This window comes from Candidatus Bathyarchaeota archaeon (genome assembly GCA_023131225.1).
GTDB lineage: Archaea > Thermoproteota > Bathyarchaeia > Bathyarchaeales > SOJC01 > JAGLZW01.
The window spans coordinates 1-24,328 of sequence record JAGLZW010000034.1 but is presented as its reverse complement, the minus strand read 5'-3'; the positions used below and the strand labels follow the sequence as shown (position 1 = coordinate 24,328).

The following is a 24,328-nucleotide window of genomic DNA, read 5'->3' as shown; positions in this document are numbered from 1 at the left end:
AACGAGTGTGCACTTCTACATTGTTGCTACCAGCTTTGTCCATAATGGTATACTATTGTCACTAAGTCGAATAGGTCTATTACTCCGTATTTCGGAGCTAGGTCTGCCTCTGGGTTCCAGTTTGGTTCTCCTTCTCTGCATCCGTAGATTGACGCTGCCAATACTATGTCGAAAATATTTACTTTTCCATCGTGGTTTAAATCGCCCGTGCCTGTAACAGGCATCCAAGGCTTTGTGAGCGGATAGTTATCTGTGTTGTTCCCATCGATAACGAATGGTGCGTCTGCTATTCCATCACTTCCCGTCTCATTCTGATAGGGCCCACTGTACAAGTCTGTTCCATTGTAGTCGCTCCAGTGGCTTCCACCTGAAGGATAACCATTATCCCAAATGTTAATTGAGTTGAAACTCATTACTTGCCTTGAATTGTCGATGAAATTGTTGTGGTACACTGTGCTATCGTCAGAATAGCGCATCCAGATGCCAACCATGTTTTCCGATAGTGTATTCCGAACAATGGTATTATTTGTAGAAGACAACTCTAAAAGGATTCCTGCACCAATAACAAATTGATTGACAGATACAGTATTTTGGCTTAATATGTTGCTTTCAGATGCGGTTAATGATATGCCTATTAAACCATTTGGTGCTTCGATACCACCTGTAACGTTGTTTTCGCTAATGATATTATCGTCAGAATGATATAACATGATGCCGCCGACGTTTTTCAATACTGTGTTATTGCAAATTGTATTCTTGTGCGATGCAGTGTAGATATCTATGCCAATCAAGTTGTCTTCTAGTGTATTACCACTGAGAGTATTGCCATTGGAATAGTGTAGACCAATACCGTCCTCTTCGTTGTTTGTAACGTTGTTTCCATTTATCGTGTTATTCTCAGAATACCATAGGTAAATACCGTTGAGGTTACAGGAGGTTGTCACATCCATTATTGTGGAGTTTGTTGTGTAAGCGAGTAATACTCCCTGCAGGTTGTTTTCTGTGTCTAAGTTTCTTATAGTTATGCTTGTGGAATTTATGGCAGCTACATATCCAGCAGTGGTTGGAATCGTTTGATCATGTTGGTTCACCAAGTAGTGAATAGACTTTCCATCTACAGTATTTGAAGTGTCAATGTCTTGAACAAAGTGCGAGAGGAAATATCCATCAACTCCGAAATTGTACTCGTTGCCACTCATGTTATTCTCTCTGAGAACATTACCACTGGAATAAAATAAGAAGACACCACCCTGTTCGTTGTCTGAAATTATGTTTTTCAGAAGAGTACTACTATTTGATTGGTACAGCGTAATGCCATGTTCATTGTTTGTTACGGTGTTGTTGACGATAGCATTGCTGATAGAATGGCTCAGGTAAATTCCAACACCCCCCAAAGTACCGTTAGATATTGCATTATTATTAATCGTATTATTTTCAGCGGATAACCATAGACCAATGCCAATGTAATTGCGTGTAATTAGGTTGTTGCTAATGGTGTTACTGTTGGAACCAATCAGTTGAATGCCACGTTTACTCTTTGAGGTTACTGTGTTGCCCACTACAGCGTTGTTGAAGGAATTGTACAGGTAGATTCCATACGTATTTTTTGAAGTATTCACATTTTCTATGAGGGATTCGGCAGTAAATGCAAAGAGTACACCGTGTGCATTGTTTGTTAGGTTCAGGTCTCTTACAGCAATGTTTGTGGAGTTTACGACTGCTACATATCCTGCATCAACTGGAATTTGTTTATTTTTTTGATTCAACCAGTAATAAATTGGCTTGCCATCAACTGTGTTGGAATTGTCGATGTCTTGAGAAAAATGCAGGAGACAACTACCCGTAACCCTAAAGTTGTATTCGTTATTTGTCATGTTATTGTTTCTAAGGATGTTACAGCTAGATTTTTTTAAGTAAATGCCGTCTGTGCTGTTTAATATTCTGTTGTTGTTAACCGTGGTATTGCTCGATTTGTCCAAAAGGAGACCGACATCTTTGTTCAGCAACTCATTGAAGTTAATTCTGTTGTAACTTGAATAATATGAGTATATGCCTTTCTCATTATCGATCACTAGATTATGGCTGACATTGTTACCTATAGATTCATACAAGTAAATACCATTATAGTTGCTTGTTACTAAGCAGCGACCCACAGTATTGTTGACAGAATATGCTAGATACACGCCATCATAATTGTCTGATGCATTTATATTCTCTATAACAGACTCATTCGTGCAAACGAGTAACACGCCTTCACCGTTATCTGTCAGATTTAAATCCTTAATCACGATTTTTGTACAGTTCACTGCGGCTACGTAACCCGCGTCAGGAGGAACCTGCTTGTCATGTTCATCAATCCAATAATATACTGGCTTTCCATTAACGAAATTAGAAGCATCAACGTTATGAATAAAATCGCTAAGTGAATAGCCATCGACGTCCAAGTTGTTGCTGTTGCCAGCCATGTAATTGTTCACAAGGGTAATATTGGCGGAATAAAGAATGTATATTCCAATTTCGTTGTTTAAGGTTCTTGTATTGTTGATTATGCTATCTCTAGAACCATAAACTGCTATGCCAAAGTAAGCATTCTGAATTGTGAAGCCATTGACGTTAACATTGTCTGCAGCCACAACAACTTCTCCCTGAATAATGGTACTATTCATATTTTCTCCAACAAGCATTAAGTCTTCCTCATTTATCCATATGTTTTCATAATATGTTCCAGAAGCCACGGAAATGGTGTCTCCTGCCTTTGCAACATCTATTGCACCTTGTATTGTACCATAATCCTCTGGAACCCTGATGAGTTGAGATATTTTGACGCTTTTTTGTGTGGATAAGGCGTTATTATTAATGATAGTTTCGCCAATTACAGGCACCACGTGAACTGTGATATTATATGCCCCTTCAATCGTTGGTGTCCACGAGTAGTTCACAGAAGTAGATGCACCACTTACCAAGAAGCCAATGGTTTTTGAGTCAACTAAGCTGCCATTAACCAACAGTTGTACTATTATGTCGCCTTCGTCTTTTGTTCCCATGTTAAGTATAGCAGCATCGATAGCTGCTGGACGGTCAAGTCTCATATAGGAAGGCGTCTTCAATCTCAAAACAAAGACATCATGATCAGATGGAGTTTGCTCTACAGCCTTCCGTGCGTTGACTCTCCCATACCCATAATACTCGTCAAACCCAGACGAGCCCAAGTCGTCCACGGTGAAACGCAGTTGAGCGTACACTTGATCTCGTGACATGCTTGGAAACTGGCTCCAAATCAAAGCAGCAACACCAGAAACATGTGGGGCTGACATCGATGTACCGCTCATATGTGCATATGAATCGTCCCAAATCGTCGAGTATATGTAAACGCCAGGCGCTGCAACTTCAACCCAGTCCCCAAAGTTGGTAAACTCAGCTGGATCGTCAAATTCGTCGGTTGCAGTAACTGCTACAACTTCGTCGTAAGCAGCGGGATAGCGCTCCATGCTTGCAGCGTTGTTTCCAGCTGATCCAATCACCAATACACTGTGGTCATAAGCGTATTCCAGAGCCTCGCGCACAACATTGCTTTTCACACCACTACCCCAACTACAACTGAGAATTTTTGCTCCTTGATCTACTGCATGAATAATGGCTTTGGCGAGCTCGTCTGATCGTCCTCCTCTAGGTCCCAGACCTTTCTCAGCCATAATTTGAATTTGAGCTAATCCTGCTATACCTATTTTGTTGTTGAGTACAGCAGCAATTATTCCAGCGCAATGAGTACCATGTCCTACGTCGTCCATGGGATCTGGGTCATTGTTCACCCAATCGTATCCTAAGGCAACGTAATTAGCAGCCAAATCAGGGTGATTCCAGTCAATACCTGTATCAATTACTGCCACAAGAACCGAAGGATTGCCAGTTTGCGTGTCCCAAGCTTTATCTGCCTCTATCTTGACTGGCCCCCATTGCTTCAACCAACCAAGATCATTTGGAACAAGATCAACCTCGAACCTCACGTTAGGCTCGATATACCTCGACAACTTTGCCATCCGAACTTCTGATACAAAAATAGGCATAACTTCATAAGGCATATCAGCTACAATGGCAGTTACTTTGCCATCTATTGAAATTGTGTTGACAAGTTCTCCACCACTGCTTACAATTAAATCATCGATCTCGGAGTAACTCCTTGGCCGTAGGTCGTTAAGTCCTATTACGAGCTCTGCAGAATCATCATCAACATAAGCAAAATCACCCCACTTTACTTCTTTGCCAAAATACCACTTATCGCACTCCTCAAAAGGCAGTGGAAATATACCCGTCGATTGTGCATGCAATTCGTTTTTGAAAAAAGATTTGGTTGCTGATTTAGACAACTGGGTTATTGAATTACGGCAGGTTTTCGTTGGATTCATTTCGGTCACAATTTCTTGTATTTCTGAAAAGCCTGCTGATACAGTGTTATCCACAGTTTGAGCTTTAGATTCTGCCTCAGCTGGTTGAATGTTAAATGCTAGTGCTAGTGTGCTAACCAAAAGCAATGCCAGAATAACCGCTGAAGCTAATTTTCTCACTCTTTCCCCCAAACTCCCTATGTCTCGGCAACTATTAATATTTCTGAAAGAATCTTCTATTCGCTTGCATGCCCACAATTTTGGATAAAAAATGGAATGTTCAGATGGCTTCTCAACTGGTTTACTATGTAAATCTATCTACACGATTTCTGCTGTTTAGAATCGTGTGCGTTCACTCATAATTAGACCATCTACTATTCACTCCAAATTAGCTTCTAATAAACGTCAAACATGAATGTATTTGTAGTGTTGACAAAACAGAAATAGGGTTTGATACAATAAAGTGTTGGGAGAGAGGGAGGTGGGTTTGAAAGGATGAATGAGATAAAGAGTACGGTTGTTGCGTCGAGCAGAGGTGAAGAGTATTCGAGTTCTTCTACTCCGTTCGTGTTCTTCTTGGGATTGTTTGTGTTGTTTCTGGTGCTGATATCCTTGCCTTTCCTAACATTCGATCTGCTCTGTTTGCGATTGTCGCTTTGATTTCCTAGGATTCTTACCTGGTTGTATGGCGATTAACAAGGAATGGGAGGAGACCATTGCGTTGCGACTTGGGAAGTTTCAATGGTTAGTGGGTCCTGGCTTTTTCTTTAAGTGGCCATTGGCGGAGAGTTTCTTGAAGCAGGATAAGCGGATTATTACTTTGGATGTTTCGGGACAGGAGGTTATGACCAAGGACAACATCAGTGTGACCGTTGATGCTGTGGTGTTTATGAAAGTAGTGAACACAAGGGACAGTTTGGTGAACATTCAGAACGTGTGAAACAGCGTGATGAAGCACGCACAGACGACGATGCGCGATGTTGTTGGAAATGTGAAGTTGGGCGAGTTGCTGGCGCGGCGGGATGAGATTGCGGATAGGATTGGCAGGATTGTGGAGCAGGAGACGCAGGATTGGGGCGTGGATATCATTTCAGTGAGTTTGCAAACTGTAGAGTTACCAGAAAATATGAAGCGAGTGATTGCATGGCAAGCTGAGGCTGAGCGGGAAAAGCGGGCAGTAATTATTAAGAGTGAAGGTGAGCTAATGGCTGCCCTAAATTTGGAGAAAGCTGTAAAACAGATGAGTAATTGAACCTTATATCTGCGCACTTTGTCGAGTTTGGAAGACATTAGTTATGATCAGAGCAATACAATTGTGTTTGCGATTCCAATGGATATAGCAAAAGGAGAGATTCTAGGGTTGTCAGCGTTTGCGGGGGCAAGCAGGGCAACTAAGGCGGTGCAGCAAAGAGAAAAAGAGTAGAAGCATTGGCAAGCTTTGAAATACGGGCAACTTGCTGTTTGACGCTCTAAGCTAGAGTCTTATGCTTCTGTTTATTCCATTCCCTGAACGTCTATTTATGAGGATGAGAACTGTCAAATGAGTATAACCATTTAAACAAAGAACCTTATACCTTTTCCATCCGAAGCGAGTTTGCTCAGAGATGAGTGAAAACAAGAAGAAACCACAGCCTAAATCAACCATTAGCGCTGAAGAGTTGAGCGAAAAGTTAGACCTGATAATAAAGCGTTTAGACGCTCTTGAAACTTTGATTCTTGAAAAACCTGAATATGAAGGATTAGTAGCGTCATTGCGGCTTACAAAGGTGGGTTTAGGCTTATACGAGGAACCTTTGAAGATTGCAGCGCGATTAAAAATGGCAGAACAAGTCATCAAAAAGCCAGAAGTTGCCAGAGACGAAATGAGGCGATGCGTAATACAGGCCCTTGCCGTGAAAGGTCCACTAAATATTTCCGCCATAACACGCCAAGTTCAAGCCATGCGAGGCACAGCCTCAAGACGCATAATTAGACAACGCATAAAACAACTAGAAAAGGAAGGAATAGTCCGCCAAGTTGTAGGCTTCGGCAAAAAATATGAATTAATCGAACAGTGACCAAGTGATTGACCACTTTTTCTCACGATACTAAACTAGAGTGTCCACACCTTCTATTATAGTGAGGTGTATGAAACATGAAAACAAGTTTAAGTAGAAACAAGCTGTCTGGAATAAGGAAGATACTACCACAAACAATTGCCCCGTCTTCAGGCATTAATATCGCAGTTACACAACACAACAACTGCTCAATAGAAAAAGCAAAGTTTGAAGCGGAACACAAAAAAGCTCAAGCTATCACAATATCAAGACGATATATCTTCCGTTAACAACAAAAGGAGAAAAATAAAATGCTAGAAAAGAAAGATAGAGGTCGAGAAAAAAGCCCAAAGGAAGAAGCCGAAGAGATTAAAGAAATCCTAAGCGTCGTCTCCACCGAAATTCCAGCACTCATTAAAAACATCATCGCCAGCGTTTTCAGCGAAGAAGCAGGACGCAACATGGGCAAGGCAGCTGGAGCTTTCTACAAAGAACTAAAAGACAGCGGAATGCCAGACAACCTAGCTCTGCAAATGACAGAGGACTACATGAAAACGTTTACAGGATTAGGCGACCTTTTTAAGCAAATTGGGAGTAAAGGCTCTTTCTCTCCAAAAATGCATGAAGAAATACAGAAGAGAATTAAAGATAGAATCTCTGAGAAAATGAAGGAAAAGGGCTTAAGCTCAGAAGAGGAAGAAGATTAAACTTCTCTTCCAATTATCGGCGGAGCTACAGACTTGCGAATACGAACAATTCTCGGCATAATTCCCCGAATCATTCAGTTACTCTCCCAACTCCTCTTGATTTGGATAACATTGGGCTGGAAAGTGAGAAAAGCAAGAAAAGCATTCGAGAAAGAGCTTATCTGCCAAGGAATATCGAAAAAAGACGCCAAAAAACTGAGCAAACAGATCAAAATCGCCAAAGACCAGATAATGAGCTCAATGTGGCAGTTCACTTTCAGATAAAACTCTATTCGGCTCTTTATTCTTTCACATCAATTTTTTTCATGTCTCAATTTTCCCGGTCTTCTAGGTCTTCGAAAATCTGAGAACAACATAAAGAGGAAAAAGAAACTTCATAACCCAGCGACTTAGCCAGCTTTATCGCTTCTTCTGCTGGAAAAGCGATACCGTTCACACCAGCCTTAACAGCTAAAACATCAGTTATGGCTCTGTGCATCCCTTTCGGTCTCATACATCCCAGCGCCAATGGTGTAGACGGCATCATAAGCCTAGCAGCTACAAGCACTTTGCCTATTGCTGAAGGTGTAGGTGGCTCAACTTTTTCCATTGCGGTGCCGCGGATTGGCATGAAGGCGATTACGATGACTGCTGAAGGTTCATAGTTTGCAAGCATTTTTAGCGCATGCAGTTCGCCTTTCAGCTCGCCGTAGTGAAGGCCCACCAATACATGGGGCACAGTTGGGATTTTAGCGTTGTGTAATGCTTGAAGCGAGTTTTTATAATCAGACACACTAACATCTAAGTTGTAGATTTCTTTTATTGTTTCATCTGAACCAATTATGTCGATTAAAGCAGCGTCTATTCCTGCTTCCTTCAGCTGCTTCGCCATACTTCTGCTAACTACACCCGTATGTACCACTAGAGTTAACCCCAACTCTCGCTTAATCTCCGCCATTGCATCCACAAACTTATCAAGCGGCACAGAGCCATCTGGCAAACATCCGCCACTAATCAAGCATCCCACCGCGCCTTTGCTTTTCAAATCTCTACAAAGTTCCACAAGCTTCTCCGGTGACTCTGCGGGGTACATAGTGTTTAAGACAATGCCGCTGCAGTGTTTACATCGTAGAGAACATGAGGAGCCCGTTATGGAGATTGATGGAAAAACGGTTGGTAAAGAGCAAAAATAATCTGTTTTGTAATAGACAAAACTGGGCACATAAAAGAGGAGCTTCTTTCCAAAGTATGTCTGGCTTATTATCCGCGCCTTTTCCAGAGCTTCTTTAAGCTTTTTTTCATCTGCTGCTAACAGTTCTTCGAAGTTCACAGACCTTAGGCCCCAACTGCAATATTAAGCTCTGATGTTCCAATTTATAAAATTGCACTTCTCACAGTCACCTAAGCAATTCTGCTCACATCCACAAACTTCTCCTTGCTGCTTGCTGTTCATCAAGCTTTTTAAAGGATTGCCACGAATAGAGTCCTCCATGAAAGAGCAAAAACTCCTCAGACTATTAAAGGAAATGCCGAGAAATTCCAAGAGAAGCGACAGAGAAATAGCTCGCATCTTAGGAGTCTCACAGCCAACCATTACCAGAACGAGAGCCCAACTAGAAAAAGGATACATAAAAACCTACACAGTTATTCCTGACTTTGAGAAGCTCGGCTACCAAATTTTGGCTTTCACCTTTATCAAAATAAAATCTTACCCATCGGCTGATGAAGCTGAGAAAATAGTGCAACACGCAGCTGAATGGACAAATGAACATCAAAACATAATTTTCGCCGCGGACGGTGAAGGATGTGGAAAGGACATCATTATGGTATCATTTCACAAAAACTACTCACGATACAGCGACTTTATGCGAACCTTCGCCTTGAATTGGGGAAATATTGTAAGCGATTTCGAATCATTCCTCGTAAGCATAAAATCTGGATACAAGATGAAACCTTTTGACCTAAAATACTTGGCAGACGATTTGTAGAGAAGCGATGTCACCAGAGAAACTCGACCAAACCAGAACAGGAAAATCAATTCTACCCAACCTAGTTCGAGTCTCATCTGGCTCGGCCATAACATTACGTTTGATGGAAGGCTTTCTAAACACCAAGCCAACGACCGCATACCTCCTCACCCACATTAAGGGCAAATGCACAGCAAACTGCGGCTTCTGCGCGCAAGCAAGAAGCAGTAAAACCCGTGCCGACATGCTTTCTAGAGTTACTTGGCCAGCTCTCACGACGAAAAAAGTATTGTCCGAATTGGCAACTTCTGCGCACAGAGGAGAGATAAGGCGAGTCTGCATTCAAGCCTTAAACTATCCCACTGTTCTAGAGGACGTCTTAGCCTTAGTCAAGGAAATTAAGCTTCGTGGAACAAAGGCTCCTATATCCGTCTCCTGTCAGCCTTTGAACAAAGAGGAAATGAAAAAACTGAGGGAGGCTGGTGTTGAAAGAATCGGGATCTCACTTGACGCAGCAACAAAAGACATTTTCAACCAAGTCAAAGGCATCTCCGCAGATGGCCCATATGATTGGGATAGACAGCATGATGCATTACTGGAAGCAGTAGAAGTATTTGGCAAAGGTAAAGCAAGCACCCATCTCATCGTAGCTTTGGGTGAAACAGAAAAGGAAATGATAAAGACTATTCAATGGTGCATAGACAATAGCGTCTACCCAGCACTCTTCGCCTTCACACCTATACATGGAACAGCGCTAGAGCATAACTCTCCACCGACAATAAACCACTACAGGAGAATTCAACTCGCCCGCTATCTAATAGTACAAGGAAAGACAATATTTGAAAAAATGGGCTTCAACGAAAAAGGCAACATCACTAACTTCGGAGTTTCACAAACACAGTTAGAAGATGCCATTCGAAGCGGAACACCATTCTTGACCTCAGGCTGTCCCCACTGCAACCGTCCATACTACAACGAAAAACCAAGCGGTCCTCTATACAATTTTCCAATGCAACCATCAACGCAAGCGATTAAGGAAATAGAGCAACAACTCAGAAGTAACAGTTAAGCGTTATAAATCCAATCCAAATATGCTGTGCTTGTTATCATGTTTTCTTCTTTCTATAAAGCATGAAAGTGTGACCTCTAACCTCTACAAGCACCGACTCGGTTTGCTGAGCAATCTCGTCTGCAATCGCCTTAGCATTATTCTCTTCCAACGCAGCTTTCAGAATCCTCACTTTCACCATCTCCGTTCTCTCCAACTGCCCATCTACCTCAACCAAAACTTCTTGCGAGATTCCATTCTTTCCAATCCAAACTGTCGGTCCCTCAGCACTCAACTCACGCTTAATTCTGCGTCTCATTTTTGGTGTTATCATTTTTCTGTTTCTCCCCAACTTTCATTGGAAACCGCGTATGTTTACCACAGTAGCCACAAGTAATGACCACGTGGGACTCCCTGCGTTGCAGAATACGCACACGACAGTTAACACCGGGCAAAATAAACTTTTTACAGCCTTTGCAAATCTGCCACCGATATTCTCGTGGAATACGAGCTCTCGACGCCATAGAGACTCTTCGGGCAATAGAAATGTAGCGTTGTGCCAATTTCTCGTCTTCATGAATAACATTTTTAGCAAGCCTGAAAAGTCTGTGAATTCGCTGTAGTGCAATCCTCTTGTTTGTGGCACTCAATTCTATGCGTTTCCTCTAAAAGCGAGTTTACAATCCGTAGCTTTTACAATGGTGTTTTATTGTAATAACTTTTCTCCCTTTACTTCAGAAACCCTAAGCATAGGCTATTTCCATGAATGATGTAACCACCTATCATCCATTGTGCGATTTCCTTTTATATGAGAACTCATGTTTGACAATGCGATAAACCTTGGGTATAAAATCTTTCCTTCAATCTATTAGTAGATTGCTAAAGTTAGCCACAAAGCCAGGTAGATCAGAGCTTTGGCAATCGACGAAAATCTGTTTATTAGGCATTGGAGCAGTAGGTGCAGTAGGGTTTGTCATCAAACTAATTTCTTTTGTACTGCAAGGGTTATAATGAATGGAGAACTGAGAATGGCTGAAGAAAAAACATTTTCAACTTCTGTTTTCGCTATCCGCACCACCGCCGGGCAAGAGAAGAATGTGGCGAATTTAATTGCTATAAGAATTGAAAGTGCCAAGTTGCCGGTTAAAGCGGTTCTGGTACCGGAGATGTTGAAAGGTTACGTGTTTGTAGAGGCTGAAGGCCCGCATTTTGTTGAAGAAGCAATTGCCGGAATTAAACATGTCAGATCTAGGGTTCCAGGAATCGTTACTTTTTCCGAGGTTGAAAGATATATTGTAGTTAAACCCGTTATTGAAGAATTGGATGCTGGCGACGTTGTGGAAATTATCAGTGGCCCTTTCAAAGGTATGAAAGCGAAAATTACTCGTATCGAAAAAACAAGGAGTGAAGTAATCCTCGAACTTCTAGAAGCAACTTTCACTCTTCCCATAACGGTTCATGCAGATTATGTCAAAGTTGTGGAAAAAACTAAGAAGGCGAAATAGATGGTTGAAAAGAAAATTATTAACGCATTAGTAAATGGTGGACAAGCAACTGCTGGACCACCATTGGGTCCTGCCTTAGGTCCATTAGGTGTTAACGTTCTGACCATAGTAAACAGAATCAACGAGCTGACGAAGGACTACGCTGGAATGAAAGTTCCTGTCAAGATTTCTGTCGACCCCGAGACTAAAGAGTTTGAGGTCACTGTAGGCACTCCTACCACTTCTGCGCTAATCGTGAGTGCATTGAAGATTTCGAAGGGTTCAGGTAGCCCAAAAGAGGAGAAAGTGGGCAATCTTACCATGCCGCAAGTGGCTAGTCTCGCTGAGAAGAAAAGACCGGAGTTATTGGCTAAGTCGCTTAAGCTAGCAGCTAAAGAAGTTTTAGGTAGCTGTGTCAGTATGGGCGTAACAGTGGAAGGCAGAGATCCGCGGGAAGTGCAGCGAGAAATAGATGAAGGCAAATATGATTCTCTTTTCGAGAAAGAACAGTAACAATCTTTTTATAACGGGTTTCTATACGAGATTTGGCACGAGGCCTAGGCAATGTCGTTGGACACAAAGACGATTCTAGAGGCGATCAAAAAAGTTAGGGAACGGTCTGAAAAGAAGAAATTCAACCAATCCATTGAATTAATCATCAATCTTCGCGATATCGACATGAAAAAGCCTGAGGCAAAGATTCGGGAAACAATAGAGCTCCCTCACGCACCAAACAAGAAAGTAGAAGTATGTGTAATCGCAACTAGAGAACTTGCACTCAAGGCCAAGAAAGCTGGCGCCGAACTTGTTATAGGTAATGCAGAACTTGAAAGCTTGGCCACTGATAAAAAACGACAAAAACAGCTAGCGAATAACTATGATGTTTTCATAGCGGAAGCTCCACTGATGCCTCTAGTAGGAAAAACCTTAGGTTCAACTCTTGGGCCTAGAGGTAAGATGCCAAAACCTGTTCCTCCTACGGTGAACATCAAAACACAAATTGAAAAATGGAAGAAAACTGTGAGCATACAACTTCGAGGTCAACCAATTCTTCAATGCGCAATAGGCACAGAAGACATGAAAGACGAGGAAATCGCTGAAAACATAATGACTGTAGTGAGGAGACTTGAGGGAAAACTTAAAAGAGGCCTCAAAAACATTACGACAATTTGCCTGAAAACCACTATGGGTCCAATTGTAAAAATCAAACTATAGAAGGAACTTACAATGACACAGCAACGCCAAATACTACAACAAAAAGCCAAAGAAATCAAAGAGATAGAGGACATTATACAACAATACAAAGTTATTGCGTTGGCTAATCTGCAGAAAGTGCGTGCTGCCCAACTGCAAGAACTTCGGAAAAAACTGCAACGTGATGCCTACCTTCGAGTAATCAAGAACACTCTTATGAAGCGTGCAATTGCTCAGTCTAAAGATAAGCCAAACTTGGATGAGCTAGAAGGCCAATTAACTGGCTCGACAATTTACTTGTTCACAAATCTTAATCCCTTCAAACTTGTCTTGCTTTTAGAAAAGAGCAAAGTGAAAACTACAGCAAAAACTGGCGATGTAGCTGCTTTTGATGTTATCGTTCCAGCAGGAAACACTGGACAGCCACCGGGACCCATAATTAGCCAGTTAGGCGCGGTGGGCTTGAAGACTCGTATAGAGTCAGGAAGTGTCTGGATAAATAAGGATACGTTAGTGGTGAAAGAAGGCGAAACTATCTCAGAACGTTTAGCTGCCGTGTTATCAAAGCTAGGTATAAAACCGGTTGAAGCTGGGCTTATTTTGAATGCAGTCTACGACGATGGCGCAATAATAACTAAGGAGCAATTGCGTTTAGACATTGACGAATTCAGAAAGACTCTTGAGGAAGCCCACAGATATGCTTTCTATTTGTCGATAAATAGCGCTTACACCACTTCAGACAACATTGAGTTTCTACTTCAGAAAGCTCATCAAGATGCTTACAGACTAAGTATAAACGAGGACATACCTACAAAGGAAACGATGGCTGATATACTTAGGAAAGCTTACAGTCAGATGTTAAGCTTAAAAGCTCGTTTGGACATGGTTAAGGAAAAAGCCCATAAAGGTTGAAAAGGAAGAGTGTAGAAAAAGTAAGAGGTGAAAAGAAGATGGAATACGTTTATGCCGCGCTGCTCTTGCACAACGCTGGAAAACCAGTAGACGAAGAAAATGTGACAAAACTGTTGAAGGCAGCGGGAATCAATACAGATCCTGCCCGAGTGAAAGCATTGGTTGCTTCGTTGGAAGAAGTAGACATAGAAGAAGCCACAAAAACTGTACCAACAATGATGGCTGCCACACCTGCCGCGCCACCTGCAACAGAGGAGAAACCTGAAGCTAAGAAAGAAGAGAAAAAGGCAGAAGAGGAAGAGAAGGAGAAAGAAGAAGCAGCACTTGAAGGACTTGGAGCATTATTCGGATAAACAGTCACTTCGCCCTTCATGTTTACCTTTCCATTCTACAACTTTAGTATATTCGCTGGAAAATTTCCTTTCACACACATAGTTTAAATGATTCCTAAAACCTTAATGTGAAGAGTCTTTGAGTTTACTTTCGGTCTGAGGGATTAAGGTTGAAAAAACGCTTTCCCGAAAAGGAGTATCATGTTCCATTTTTTGACGAACAAGGTTACGAGAGGAAATTGTGCCCGAAATGTGGCGAATACTTCTGGACACAAATCCCTGACATGGAAACCTGTGGAGAAGCCACCTCTAAAGGATGTGCCTCATATACATTCATAAATAACCCGCCAGCCCGAAGGGCTTACACTCTGCGGGAAATGCGGGAGACCTTTCTATCCTTTTTTGAGAAACGCGGGCACAAGAGAATGAAGCCTTATCCCGTGGTGGCGCGGTGGCGAGACGACCTATACCTCACAAGCGCCAGCATAGTTGATTTTCAACCCTACGTAACGAACGGCATAGTTCCGCCACCAGCAAACCCCCTTGTTATTAGTCAGCCTTGCATCCGCCTAGTCGACATTGACAACACAGGTCCTACTTTCGGTCGACACCTCACCATCTTTGAAATGGGCGGGCACCACGCTTTCAACTATCCAAATAAAGAGATTTATTGGAAGGATGAAACCGTCCGGTATCACCACGAATTTGTGACGAAGGAACTGGGGATACCTTCAGAAGAGGTAATTTACAAGGAAGACGTGTGGATCGGCGGGGGTAACGCAGGACCCGACTTGGAAACCGTTGTGTGCGGGCTCGAATTAGCAACCCTGGTATTCATGAAATTCAAAGTAGTTGATGGCAAATTTCTGGAGCTGCCCATTCGAACGGTTGACACAGGCTATGGTATTGAGCGTTACACATGGATATCACAGGGCACTATAAGCGGGTTTCACGCAATCTACGGAGAGATTCTAGACGCTATTTTCAAGATGTCAGGCATAGGCCAAATTGACTCTAAACTGTTAGCTGACGTGGCAAAGTTTTCAGGTGCCTTCAGTCTCGAAGAATCTACCCAAAGAGGGAACTCTTGGAATCAAGCAGCAAAATATGTTAGAATGACCGCGTCCAAACTAGCTGAAATCCTTCAACCAATAGAGAATGCTTTTGCAGTAGCAGACCACACGAAAAGCTTAGTCTTCATGCTTGCAGAAGGAGTTGTACCTTCCAACGTTCAAGAAGGGTACTTGACCAGACTTATGATTCGCCGCACATACCGATTGCTAAAAGCCCTCGGCATTGAAAACTGCCTAGACGACATAATAGACTTGCAGATCAACGAATGGTCCTTGGACTTTCCTCACCTCAAAGGAATGCACGACGAGATTTTGGAAATGCTCTCGGTGGAAAGACGAAAATTCGAACAAACATTGAAAAAAGGTAATACCCTAGTAAAGCGCATCGCACGAGACTTGAAGTCGAAAGGAAAATGGCGAATTCCCACCGAAACCTTGATTGAGCTTTACGATTCTCACGGGCTTCCACCCGAAACAGTACGCGATACTGCTGCCAGAGAGGGAATAGAGGTGAAGACTCCTGATAACTTTTACAAAATGGTAGCTGAACGACACCTCCAAGCACCTCCAAAGGAAATAGTTACTGATGAAAGACTTAGCTTGGTTACTGACCTACATGAAACCCGCAGACTTTACTATGAAAATCCATATCAGACCGAATTCAAATCCCAGGTTCTGCGCGTCTTAAACAACAATCAAGTGATTCTAGAGCAGACGATTTTCTATCCAGAAGGTGGAGGGCAACCAGCAGACAAAGGCGTTTTAGAGTTTGATGGAAAGAAAGCAGAGGTTGTGAATGTTCAGAAAGTTGGCAAAGTCATCCTTCACGTCGTGAAAGGCACTGTACCAAAAGAAGGTGAAAAAGTCAAGGGACAGATAAACTGGAAAAGGCGGAGTTATCTCATGATGGCACACACAGCCACCCATCTTATCATGGGAGCGGCGCGAAGAGTTCTCGGTCAACATGTCTGGCAAACAGGTACTCAGAAAAACGTTAGACAGGCAAGACTAGACATATCTCACTATCAACGACTAACCCCAGAAGAAATAAACAAAATTGAAATGCTAGCAAACCAAGCAGTAATCGACACCATCCCAGTTGAAACTACATGGTTACCACGAGACGAAGCCGAAGCACAGCATGGTTTTAGACTTTACCAAGGCGGCGCCGTGCCCGGGAACGAAATTCGTGTGGTCAAAGTGGGTGATTGGGAAGTTGAAGCGTGCGCAGGAACCCACGTAAAGAACACAGGTGAAATTGGGTTCATCAAAATTCTTCACACTGAGCGAATTCAAGACGGCGTAGAACGTATAGTTTACACCACTGGACGTTATGCGGTTGAAGCCAGCCAGAAGAAAGAAGAGTTACTTCAGAAACTTTCTGAAACGTTGGATGCTCCATTAGAAAAACTTCTGCCAACCACTAGACGACTCCTCAGAGAATGCAAGGACATCCGCGGTGAAAATAAATGCCTTATTGAAGAAATTGCAGTTCTTGAAAGTGGCAAAGGTTTAGAACAAAAAGCTGTTACCAAAGAAATTGATGCTGTAAAGCTTGTAATACAGGAATTTGAACTACTTAATGTTGACCGCATGATAAAAACCGCAAATAAACTGACAGAAAAAGAACCTTCTGCGATCATACTGTTTTACGGTAAAAACGAAAAAATTGTACGCTTTGTTGTAATGGCCGGAAAAAAAACGGTTGAGAAAGGTGTAGATGCAAGTGAGATTGCTGGGGAAGCAGCAAAAATAATAGGCGGCGGAGGCAGCGGCAGACCAGAGTTTGCTCAAGGCGGTGGAACAAAACTCAACAAACTCGGCGATGCAATTCAGAAAGCTGAAGAAGTTTTGAGACAGCAATTGAAGAAAAAGCCACAATAGATAAAAGCTATTGTGCTTACTTGTGTAGTGGTGCTTGAGAAATGAGGGATCGATTCCTCAATAGAAACTGACAAAACCTTTAATACTACGCTGCCTAATCCAGAAACTTTCATGGAACTTTTACACAAAATCGAAGCCAAATGGCAAAGAGCTTGGGAAAAAGCAAAAATTTTTGAGTCAGATCCAGACCCCGAGCGGAAAAAATGCTTTGTCACCTTTCCTTACTCATACGCGAACGGGCCAGTTCATGTTGGACACGCTTTTACAGCAACACGAGTCGACGCTTATGCGCGGTTTAAGCGGATGCAAGGTTACAACGTTTTGTTTCCGTGGGCGTGGCACTGGACTGGAACAACTATAGCAGGTGCAAGCGAACGTATAAAGCTGGGAGACAAAGATTTTATTAGGGCGTTACGAGAAATCGACGGCGTCTCAGAAGAAAATCTGAAAAGATTCGTTGACCCCGTTTATATGGCTTCGTATTATACTAATGAAAACAGAAACACGGTTCGTCGTGCCGGATTTTCTATTGACTGGCGAAGAGAATTCCAAACAACCTCACCCCAATTTAGCAGATTCGTCGAGTGGCAATACAAAAGACTCCGCGAAAAAGGCTATGTTGTCAAAGGAACCCACCCAGTAGTCTGGTGCCCCCATTGCAAAAGTCCCACTGGCGACCATGACCGCCATGAAGGCGAAGGAGTCTCACCAGAAGAATACACGTTGATTAAATTCAAATGTGAAGACGCCTACTTGCCAGCCGCCACTTTTAGACCAGAAACAATCTACGGTGTAACAAACATTTGGCTCCATCCAGACGCAAACTACGTAAAGGCAAAAGTAAACGGAGAGAAATGGATAATCAGCGAAACAGCCGCAGATAAATTAAAAGAACAAAAACGAAAAATCACTATTATCCGTCGCTTTAAAGGAAAGGAACTCATAGGGAAAAGCGTTACAAACCCCATAGCTGAAAAGCAACTACCTATTTTGCCTGCGTGGTTCGTTAACCCAGAACATGCAACTGGAGTGGTGTACAGTGTTCCAGCTCATGCGCCAGCTGACTGGCTAGCATTAAAAGATTTGCAGCAAAACCTTGCTTCCCTAATGGAGTTTGGCATCGAGCCATCCAAAGTAGAAGCGATTCAGCCAATCTCTATGATTCGCGTCGAAGGATTCGGCGAACACCCCGCGATAGAAATTGTAAATCAACTAGGCATAAAAGACCAATGTGACCCCAAAGCAGAAGAAGCCACAAAACTGTTATACAAAAAAGAATTTCATAGCGGATTCTTAAAAGAAGTCTGTGGTGAGTACGCTGGAAAAACTGTTCGAGAAATAAAAGAGACACTCATCAACGACTTAAGGAAGAAGAATGTCGCTGACAGTATGTATGATCTGCCTCAACCTGTCATTTGTAGATGTCTAAAGCCATGCATCGTCAAAGTGCTAGAGGGGCAATGGTTCCTAAAGTACAGCGACTCAGAATGGAAGAATAGAACCAAAGAAGCACTGAACCGCACCACAATCTGCCCTGAGACTGCCTCCCCATGGTTCTTCAGTACCATTGACTGGCTGAAAGACTGGCCATGCGCCCGTAAAAGCGGTTTAGGGACACCGCTACCTTGGAAAAAGGAATGGATAATAGAAACTCTAAGCGACTCCACTATCTACATGGCATTTTACACTATCAACAAACACATCAAACAACACAACATAACCCCGGAACAACTAGCACCAGAAGTTTTTGACTACATCTTCTATGGAAAAGGCAGTTCAGATTCTGTAGCCCTCAAGTTCAAACTAAATAATCAAGTTTTGCAGTCGATGCGAAACGAGTTTCTCTATTGGTATCCAGTGGACATGCGAAACTCCGCAAAAGAATTGATTCCAAACCACTTGACCTTTTTCCTATTTCAACATGTAGCCCTCTTCCCACCCGAACACTGGCCAAAGATGATAGGAGCTAATGGCATGCTAATGATTGAAGGAAAACCTATGTCCAAGTCAAAAGGCAACTTTGTCACCTTCCGAAGCACCATTGACCAGTATGGTGCTGACTCTACACGGTGCGCGTTGCTGTTGGGAGCAGAAGGCATGGACGATCCAGACTGGAGAAGTGAAAACATTCGAGATGCTAGAAACAAGCTTGAATCCTTCTACAGACTAGCTACAACTATAATCGCGGAAGCAAGAGATGAAAAAACAGGGCAGTTGGAAGGATGGCTACTCAGCGTGCTACAGCACAGAATAAACGCAGTCACTGAAAGTATGGAAGTGCTGAAATCTCGTACTGCTGTGGAGAATGCCTTCTTTGAAGTTTGGAACGACTTCCGCTGGTATTCCAGAAGAAAAGGCAACATGAAAGCCAAAGTCTTACTAGAGGCCTTGAACATCTGGGTGCGGCTCTTAGCACCTTTCATGCCACATATTTGCGAGGAAATTTGGAATAAGATGAAAGAAGAGAACTTTGTCTCTTCGACTAGATGGCCTAAATACGATAAAAGCAAAGTCAGTGCCGCTGCAGAAGAAAGTGAAACTTTGATCAAATCAGCACTGAATGACACAATAAGCATAATTCGAGCAACAAAAATAACTCCAAAGAAAATATGTTATTACACTGCAGCGCAGTGGAAATGGAAAGTGTACCAAAAGGCGTTAGCAACATCTCTAGAAAAAGAACATATTACTCAAAGTGATTTGATGAAAGAATTGATGAAAGAGGAAGAAATGAAGAAGATTGCTAAAAAAATCTCCAAGTTTGTCGCCCAAATCATTGACGAAAATAACCGAATAGAATTGAATAGAGAATTGAATAGAAAAAAAACGCTGCTGTCTATCGGTATGCTAAACGAGGCTGCAGTATTAAGAGAAGCAGAAAATTTCCTCAAGCGAGAATTGAACGCTGAAATTCAAGTTTATGTAGAAGATGACATGCGGCGGTATGACCCTAAAAAACGCGCCCAGCTAGCAAAGCCGTTCAGGCCAGGAATATACATAGAATAGAAAACGCTAGAGATGCATTTGAAGCGTCGACAAAACGCTGCGGTTTACTTTGATGTGATAGTTCCTACGTCCACCTGAACTAGTTGTGACATAATAATCTTCGCCCTTTCGCAGGTTGCTTCTATACAAAAGCGCTAAAATAGTGCGACCTATATTTATGGGAGTCAGCTTTTCGCTTGGGATTTCCGCCTCCATTTCTTCTTTCAACCGTCTCGGATTAATCGCGTAGATGATGTTGGCGTGGGGGCTTTTTTTAAAGGTTTTTTCCATGTCTGCTAGAATATAGAGTGCCAAATCATAATATGGACTCTTTTTTCTTTCTATAAGACGGATGTAATTACTCAGGGGGATGGGAATTTGATGAATTTCTGACATAACCTTCCCCTATATACAAGTTTTGACTTGCGGGATTTAAGTCTTGAGTCTACATAAATACTTAGGTAGAGTGTAAGTTCATGTTGTTCATTCTAATCTGCCGAAGAGAAGGGAGAAAAGAGAAACGTAAAGACTTGAACTTACACCCCAAAATAACTTATACAGAAAACAAGTTAAAAAAGAATATAGTAAGATTCTTCTATGAACTAGGAGACATTATTCCAAATCTATGATGATAGGCCATGGCTTAAAACTCATATCCTCTTTCAGACTTTCTTAGAAAGACATCATGCGAAACCTAGCACCTTCTTGGAAGGCAGATGCATAAACTTTTCACACTACAGTAAAAGAATTATATTTTGTATACTCCTTCTAGTGTACCAGCGGGGCCCGTGGCGTAGCCTGGATATTACTCAACAGAAAGCGCGTCGGCCCTCTAAGCCGGAGACCCTGGGTTCGAATCCCAGCGGGCCCGCCACAGTATAAGCGTAATCGTTGGCAGTTGCCAAGTTTTAAGGTAGATGGAAATTTTGAATCTTATCGACTCAAAAATAAGTCACTGTAACCTTAATATTTAACTTGTTAATGTTTATAGAAGGGCTAAAGATGAGCACTCATGCAGAAGATTTGAAATTGCGCCTAATGACAATTGAGTTGCTTCGAACTGCAAAGCGTCAGCACACTTACCGCGAGTTATCAGCTAAAACCGGTTTACCAGTCACCGTTCTCAGTCGATACGCAAAAGGCCATGTTCTGCCAAACTTGGCAAGAACCCACAAACTCTGGAAAACCTTAAGGAAAATAGTGGGGTTAGAAGTTGAACTTCATAGAAAAATACATTTCAACACCGACGGATACTTCGACAACACAGAAATCATAAGCGATTATAACATCTTACGGCAAGCAGCCCACTACGCACTAGCTAATTTCGCTGGAAGACGTGTAACTAAAGTCTTAACAGCAGCGGTGGATGGTATTCCTCTTGCAACTATGGTGTCCAACCAATTAGGCATTGACCTCGTTATTGCTAAGTGGAACAAAGAAGTTGGTGTACCAGCTTTTCTTGAAGAGACATATGTGTTGAGAGATTCAGGTGTGACTATGACGCTGTATATCCCTAAGAGTGCAATCAAACGAAGAGACAGCGTGCTTATAGTAGATGACATGATAAAAACAGGTGAAACCCAAAACGCACTTATCAATCTCGTTCGCAAAGCTAAAGCGGAGCTTTCTGGAATTTTCACGTTGATAGCCATTGGAGAAAACTGGAAAAAAGGGCTTAACCTGCCTAAAGGTTGCCCTGTAGAGGTTGTTACTAAAGTAAATCCTCCGAAACGCAGTTAAAAACGCTACTGCAGCACGTTGTTGAAATTTTTAGTTGCTTTAACCCGAAAAACGTATTCGGCAAATAGAACGATAATAGAGTTCTGTAGGGATGATTGTGCATGAGAACGATTGAATGGAAAGATGGTGTTGTGACGACTGTTGATCAGACCAAGCTGCCTAATCAAACAGCACTTTTGAAAATGACAAGTTGCGATGAAGTTGTAAAAGCCATCAAAACCATGCAGATTCGCGGAGCGCCACTTTTGGGAGCAGCAGCAGCTTATGGTCTTGCGTTAACAGCATATTATTCAAAGGCCGGAGACAGAGGAAGGCTTATTGAAGAGCTTAGTGCTTCTGCACAATTTTTAAAAACAACTCGGCCTACTGCTATGAATTTGTTTTGGGCGATAGACAGAGTAATGGAGAAAGCGAAAAAAACAGAAGGGAATGCTGTGGTCGTTGTAAGAGTTATAGTTGAAGAAGCGCAAAGAATAGCCGCGGAAGACGTTGATGTGAATCGGAGAATTGGAGAACACGGTTCTGAGCTCCTAGATGATGGTGACACCATCCTAACGCACTGTAATGCAGGCAGTTTAGCAACGGTGGACTACGGGACGGCACTGGGAGTTATAAGATCAGCTTGGAAAAATGGCAAGGGCATCAAGGTCATTGCGACGGAAACTCGGCCTCTGCTTCAAGGTGCACGGCTAACTGTTTACGAGTTGCTTCGCGACAGCATTCCTGTAACTTTGATTACTGATAGTATGGTGGGCTATGTTATGGGTAAAGGATTGGTCAATAAGGTGGTTGTGGGAGCGGATAGGATAGTGAAGGATGCGGTGGTTAACAAAATTGGCACTTATACGATAGCAGTGATAGCTCACGAGCATGGGGTTCCTTTTTATGTTGCTGCTCCAAAGTCAACATTCGACATGAATCGATTGGCAGGAGATGTAGTTGTTGAAGAAAGGAGTACGGAGGAAGTGGTTAGATTCTGTGGTGTGCAGGTTGCTCCGAAAGGGGTACCTGCCTTTAACCCGGCTTTTGACGTTACGCCTATGAAATATGTTACCGCAATAATCTGTGAAGAAGGGGTCCTTTCACCAGCTGATTTCCAAAAGCTTTCAACTGCTTGAAGACTAGTTATATATCTCATAATTTGTATGCTATTAGTTTGTGTTGGCAGGACAAGGCTTTGAAGGATAAGAAACGGCAAGTCGAAGAGTCTCGGAATTCTGAAATCAAGAAGATTAAGGGCTCACTTTCAAAAAAAGGTGTTACAGTGTCAGCTAGTGACGGTTTTGAAAACTTCGCTTCTCGCGGCTACGGAATACTAGAAAATAGAAAATTGACTTTGAGTTTCTACGAAGCCCTGTTTCTCCAAAGCAAGGGAATACTTGAAGTTTTTAGAGGAAAATCGCGTAAGGCTTTAGATTTCCAAGAGCTTCTGCATCGTTTCGGGCTTGCGGATGAAAATGTTTGGGTGAAATATTTGATTTATCGAGATTTGAGAAGCCGTGGTTACGTGGTGAGGGAGGGATTCGGGTTAGGAATAGATTTTCGAGTTTACGAAAGGGGAGAGTATGGAAAAGCCACTGCCACTTATCTCGTTCTCGGGATTCAGGAAGGCAAGCCTATTTCGGTAAAACATATGGCTCGTGTGTTGAAGCATGCTCAAAGCTTGAAAAAGAAGCTGGTTTTGGTGGTTGTGAACCGCCGCGGAGAAATCGTTTATTATACTCTTTCAAAGTTAACCATGAAAAAATCATAGAGGAACTTTTATGACCAAAATTCAGACTGTTCGAGGAATGCGGGATTTTCTGCCATCAGACGCAGAAAAACTGAGGTATGTAGAGGCTGTCGCAAAAAAAGTTGCAGGCCTGCACGGCTTTGAGGAAATAATTACACCGCTTGTGGAGCATTATGATTTATTGACCGCGAAGTCCGGAGAAGAAATTAAAGCCCGTATGTATTCTTTCGAAGATCTGGGTGGACGAAAATTAGCCTTGAGACCGGAATTCACCGCTTCCATTGCAAGATTGATGGCTAGCACATTGCGGAACGAACCCAAGCCCTTGAGACTTTTCTCAACAGGCACTTTATACAGGTATGACGAGCCACAGTTTGGCCGTTACCGAGAGTTTTGGCAATCAAACTTCGAAATTATCGGTAGCAGCCGACCTGAAGCAGACGTAGAAGTTCTATCCCTCACCAACCATCTCCTGCAAAAACTTGGACTTTCTAATTTTTGGTTCAAAATCGGTCACGTAGGAATCCTACGTGGATTGCTGTCTGAAGAAGGCGTAAGAGATGAACATCAAAATAGCTTGATGCAGCTATTAGACGCCAAACGGTGGAACGAAGCGCTTAGAACCGCTGAAGAATTTGGCGTTTCAAGAAAGGGTTTATCAGCTCTGAAAGAGGTTTTTGAAGCTAAGGGAAAAGACGCTTCCAAAGTCTTAACTGAAGTAAAGAAAAAACTAGAGGAATATGAGAGTCCGGTTACAGCAGTAGATAACCTGCAGCAAATCATTGAGTTATGCAAAGAAAGCGGAGTTAAATTCAACATGTCAATTGAAACAGGATTTGCACGAGGCTTAGAATACTATACTGGAATGATTTT

25 protein-coding genes and 1 tRNA gene are annotated in these 24,328 nt (G+C 42.4%); 21 read left to right on the top strand and 5 right to left on the bottom strand.

The window, feature by feature from the left end; genetic code table 11:
- Window positions 1-26: 26 nt before the first annotated feature.
- Window positions 27-4,562, bottom strand: a complete 4,536-nt coding sequence (locus KAU88_08750) for a right-handed parallel beta-helix repeat-containing protein (protein ID MCK4478596.1) — start codon at window positions 4,560-4,562, stop codon at window positions 27-29.
- Between the two features lie 505 nt (window positions 4,563-5,067).
- Between KAU88_08750 and KAU88_08745 the strand changes: the two genes are divergently transcribed.
- From KAU88_08745 to KAU88_08720, 6 genes are all read left to right on the top strand, one after another.
- On the top strand, window positions 5,068-5,322 hold the full coding sequence (locus KAU88_08745) for a hypothetical protein (protein ID MCK4478595.1): 255 nt from the start codon (window positions 5,068-5,070) through the stop codon (window positions 5,320-5,322).
- A gap of 9 nt (window positions 5,323-5,331) precedes the next feature.
- Window positions 5,332-5,634 (top strand): hypothetical protein, encoded by a 303-nt coding sequence (locus KAU88_08740; GenBank protein MCK4478594.1) that lies wholly within the window; start codon window positions 5,332-5,334, stop codon window positions 5,632-5,634.
- 352 nt (window positions 5,635-5,986) lie between these two features.
- Window positions 5,987-6,439 (top strand): hypothetical protein, encoded by a 453-nt coding sequence (locus KAU88_08735; GenBank protein MCK4478593.1) that lies wholly within the window; start codon window positions 5,987-5,989, stop codon window positions 6,437-6,439.
- Window positions 6,440-6,516: 77 nt separating this feature from the next.
- Complete coding sequence (locus tag KAU88_08730; protein ID MCK4478592.1) at window positions 6,517-6,708, top strand: hypothetical protein; 192 nt, start codon at window positions 6,517-6,519, stop codon at window positions 6,706-6,708.
- Window positions 6,709-6,729: 21 nt separating this feature from the next.
- Window positions 6,730-7,125, top strand: coding sequence for a hypothetical protein (locus KAU88_08725; protein ID MCK4478591.1), 396 nt, complete (start codon window positions 6,730-6,732; stop codon window positions 7,123-7,125).
- 33 nt (window positions 7,126-7,158) lie between these two features.
- Complete coding sequence (locus KAU88_08720) at window positions 7,159-7,389, top strand: hypothetical protein (GenBank protein ID MCK4478590.1); 231 nt, start codon at window positions 7,159-7,161, stop codon at window positions 7,387-7,389.
- A gap of 46 nt (window positions 7,390-7,435) precedes the next feature.
- Here the strand turns inward: KAU88_08720 and KAU88_08715 are convergent, their stop codons facing one another.
- Window positions 7,436-8,434 carry a radical SAM protein gene (locus KAU88_08715; protein MCK4478589.1) on the bottom strand — a complete coding sequence of 333 codons (999 nt, stop codon included), beginning with the start codon at window positions 8,432-8,434 and terminating at the stop codon, window positions 7,436-7,438.
- Window positions 8,435-8,594: 160 nt separating this feature from the next.
- Here KAU88_08715 and KAU88_08710 point away from each other — a divergent pair, with 160 nt between their 5' ends.
- Window positions 8,595-9,092 carry an Lrp/AsnC family transcriptional regulator gene (locus tag KAU88_08710; protein MCK4478588.1) on the top strand — a complete coding sequence of 166 codons (498 nt, stop codon included), beginning with the start codon at window positions 8,595-8,597 and terminating at the stop codon, window positions 9,090-9,092.
- 7 nt (window positions 9,093-9,099) lie between these two features.
- Entirely contained in the window at window positions 9,100-10,140 is a 1,041-nt protein-coding gene (locus tag KAU88_08705; GenBank protein MCK4478587.1) for a radical SAM protein, read from the top strand.
- Window positions 10,141-10,177: 37 nt separating this feature from the next.
- On the opposite strand, the gene KAU88_08700 is transcribed toward KAU88_08705, so the two are convergent.
- Both KAU88_08700 and KAU88_08695 read right to left on the bottom strand, forming a co-directional pair.
- Complete coding sequence (locus KAU88_08700) at window positions 10,178-10,453, bottom strand: YhbY family RNA-binding protein (protein MCK4478586.1); 276 nt, start codon at window positions 10,451-10,453, stop codon at window positions 10,178-10,180.
- A complete protein-coding gene (locus KAU88_08695; protein ID MCK4478585.1) occupies window positions 10,422-10,769 on the bottom strand; it encodes a ribonuclease P in 348 nt (115 codons plus the stop codon). The genes KAU88_08700 and KAU88_08695 overlap by 32 nt, the downstream gene beginning before the upstream one ends.
- 190 nt (window positions 10,770-10,959) lie before the next feature.
- On the opposite strand from KAU88_08695, the gene KAU88_08690 reads away from it, so the two are divergent.
- From KAU88_08690 to leuS, 8 genes are all read left to right on the top strand, one after another.
- A complete protein-coding gene (locus KAU88_08690) occupies window positions 10,960-11,130 on the top strand; it encodes a protein translocase SEC61 complex subunit gamma (protein MCK4478584.1) in 171 nt (56 codons plus the stop codon).
- Window positions 11,131-11,147: 17 nt separating this feature from the next.
- On the top strand, window positions 11,148-11,624 hold the full coding sequence (locus tag KAU88_08685) for a transcription elongation factor Spt5 (GenBank protein ID MCK4478583.1): 477 nt from the start codon (window positions 11,148-11,150) through the stop codon (window positions 11,622-11,624).
- Window positions 11,625-12,116, top strand: a complete 492-nt coding sequence (locus KAU88_08680; GenBank protein ID MCK4478582.1) for a 50S ribosomal protein L11 — start codon at window positions 11,625-11,627, stop codon at window positions 12,114-12,116.
- Window positions 12,117-12,167: 51 nt separating this feature from the next.
- Window positions 12,168-12,818 (top strand): 50S ribosomal protein L1, encoded by a 651-nt coding sequence (locus KAU88_08675; GenBank protein MCK4478581.1) that lies wholly within the window; start codon window positions 12,168-12,170, stop codon window positions 12,816-12,818.
- A 12-nt stretch (window positions 12,819-12,830) separates the two neighbouring features.
- Window positions 12,831-13,709: a 50S ribosomal protein L10 gene (locus tag KAU88_08670; GenBank protein MCK4478580.1), complete on the top strand. Its 879-nt coding sequence runs from the start codon at window positions 12,831-12,833 to the stop codon at window positions 13,707-13,709.
- A gap of 38 nt (window positions 13,710-13,747) precedes the next feature.
- The gene (gene rpl12p, locus KAU88_08665; protein MCK4478579.1) at window positions 13,748-14,062 is read left to right on the top strand and encodes a 50S ribosomal protein P1; all 315 of its coding nucleotides are present in this window, start codon (window positions 13,748-13,750) and stop codon (window positions 14,060-14,062) included.
- 149 nt (window positions 14,063-14,211) lie between these two features.
- Window positions 14,212-16,998, top strand: coding sequence for an alanine--tRNA ligase (locus KAU88_08660; GenBank protein ID MCK4478578.1), 2,787 nt, complete (start codon window positions 14,212-14,214; stop codon window positions 16,996-16,998).
- A gap of 111 nt (window positions 16,999-17,109) precedes the next feature.
- The gene (gene leuS, locus KAU88_08655) at window positions 17,110-20,004 is read left to right on the top strand and encodes a leucine--tRNA ligase (protein ID MCK4478577.1); all 2,895 of its coding nucleotides are present in this window, start codon (window positions 17,110-17,112) and stop codon (window positions 20,002-20,004) included.
- Window positions 20,005-20,010: 6 nt separating this feature from the next.
- Here leuS and KAU88_08650 read toward each other — a convergent pair whose 3' ends face one another.
- On the bottom strand, window positions 20,011-20,379 hold the full coding sequence (locus KAU88_08650) for a hypothetical protein (GenBank protein MCK4478576.1): 369 nt from the start codon (window positions 20,377-20,379) through the stop codon (window positions 20,011-20,013).
- 386 nt (window positions 20,380-20,765) lie between these two features.
- Here KAU88_08650 and KAU88_08645 point away from each other — a divergent pair.
- The 5 genes from KAU88_08645 to KAU88_08625 all read left to right on the top strand — a co-directional run.
- A tRNA-Arg gene (locus KAU88_08645) sits at window positions 20,766-20,857 on the top strand.
- 128 nt (window positions 20,858-20,985) lie between these two features.
- On the top strand, window positions 20,986-21,723 hold the full coding sequence (locus KAU88_08640; GenBank protein ID MCK4478575.1) for an adenine phosphoribosyltransferase: 738 nt from the start codon (window positions 20,986-20,988) through the stop codon (window positions 21,721-21,723).
- 101 nt (window positions 21,724-21,824) lie between these two features.
- Window positions 21,825-22,841: an S-methyl-5-thioribose-1-phosphate isomerase gene (gene mtnA, locus KAU88_08635; protein MCK4478574.1), complete on the top strand. Its 1,017-nt coding sequence runs from the start codon at window positions 21,825-21,827 to the stop codon at window positions 22,839-22,841.
- Between the two features lie 59 nt (window positions 22,842-22,900).
- Entirely contained in the window at window positions 22,901-23,476 is a 576-nt protein-coding gene (endA, locus tag KAU88_08630; protein ID MCK4478573.1) for a tRNA-intron lyase, read from the top strand.
- A 10-nt stretch (window positions 23,477-23,486) separates the two neighbouring features.
- Window positions 23,487-24,328: histidine--tRNA ligase family protein (locus tag KAU88_08625; GenBank protein MCK4478572.1), on the top strand; the 842-nt coding region annotated here is incomplete at its 3' end.

Coding starts and splice junctions, on each gene's coding strand:
- KAU88_08640 (MCK4478575.1), top strand. CDS start 20,986: ATGAGCACTCATGCAGAAGATTTGAAATTGCGCCTAATGACAATTGAG.
- KAU88_08745 (MCK4478595.1), top strand. CDS start 5,068: ATGGCGATTAACAAGGAATGGGAGGAGACCATTGCGTTGCGACTTGGG.
- KAU88_08740 (MCK4478594.1), top strand. CDS start 5,332: ATGAAGCACGCACAGACGACGATGCGCGATGTTGTTGGAAATGTGAAG.
- KAU88_08650 (MCK4478576.1), bottom strand. CDS start 20,379: ATGTCAGAAATTCATCAAATTCCCATCCCCCTGAGTAATTACATCCGT.
- KAU88_08710 (MCK4478588.1), top strand. CDS start 8,595: ATGAAAGAGCAAAAACTCCTCAGACTATTAAAGGAAATGCCGAGAAAT.
- KAU88_08735 (MCK4478593.1), top strand. CDS start 5,987: ATGAGTGAAAACAAGAAGAAACCACAGCCTAAATCAACCATTAGCGCT.
- KAU88_08730 (MCK4478592.1), top strand. CDS start 6,517: ATGAAAACAAGTTTAAGTAGAAACAAGCTGTCTGGAATAAGGAAGATA.
- leuS (MCK4478577.1), top strand. CDS start 17,110: ATGGAACTTTTACACAAAATCGAAGCCAAATGGCAAAGAGCTTGGGAA.
- KAU88_08670 (MCK4478580.1), top strand. CDS start 12,831: ATGACACAGCAACGCCAAATACTACAACAAAAAGCCAAAGAAATCAAA.
- KAU88_08700 (MCK4478586.1), bottom strand. CDS start 10,453: ATGATAACACCAAAAATGAGACGCAGAATTAAGCGTGAGTTGAGTGCT.
- KAU88_08675 (MCK4478581.1), top strand. CDS start 12,168: ATGTCGTTGGACACAAAGACGATTCTAGAGGCGATCAAAAAAGTTAGG.
- KAU88_08725 (MCK4478591.1), top strand. CDS start 6,730: ATGCTAGAAAAGAAAGATAGAGGTCGAGAAAAAAGCCCAAAGGAAGAA.
- mtnA (MCK4478574.1), top strand. CDS start 21,825: ATGAGAACGATTGAATGGAAAGATGGTGTTGTGACGACTGTTGATCAG.
- KAU88_08705 (MCK4478587.1), top strand. CDS start 9,100: ATGTCACCAGAGAAACTCGACCAAACCAGAACAGGAAAATCAATTCTA.
- KAU88_08680 (MCK4478582.1), top strand. CDS start 11,625: ATGGTTGAAAAGAAAATTATTAACGCATTAGTAAATGGTGGACAAGCA.
- KAU88_08685 (MCK4478583.1), top strand. CDS start 11,148: ATGGCTGAAGAAAAAACATTTTCAACTTCTGTTTTCGCTATCCGCACC.
- rpl12p (MCK4478579.1), top strand. CDS start 13,748: ATGGAATACGTTTATGCCGCGCTGCTCTTGCACAACGCTGGAAAACCA.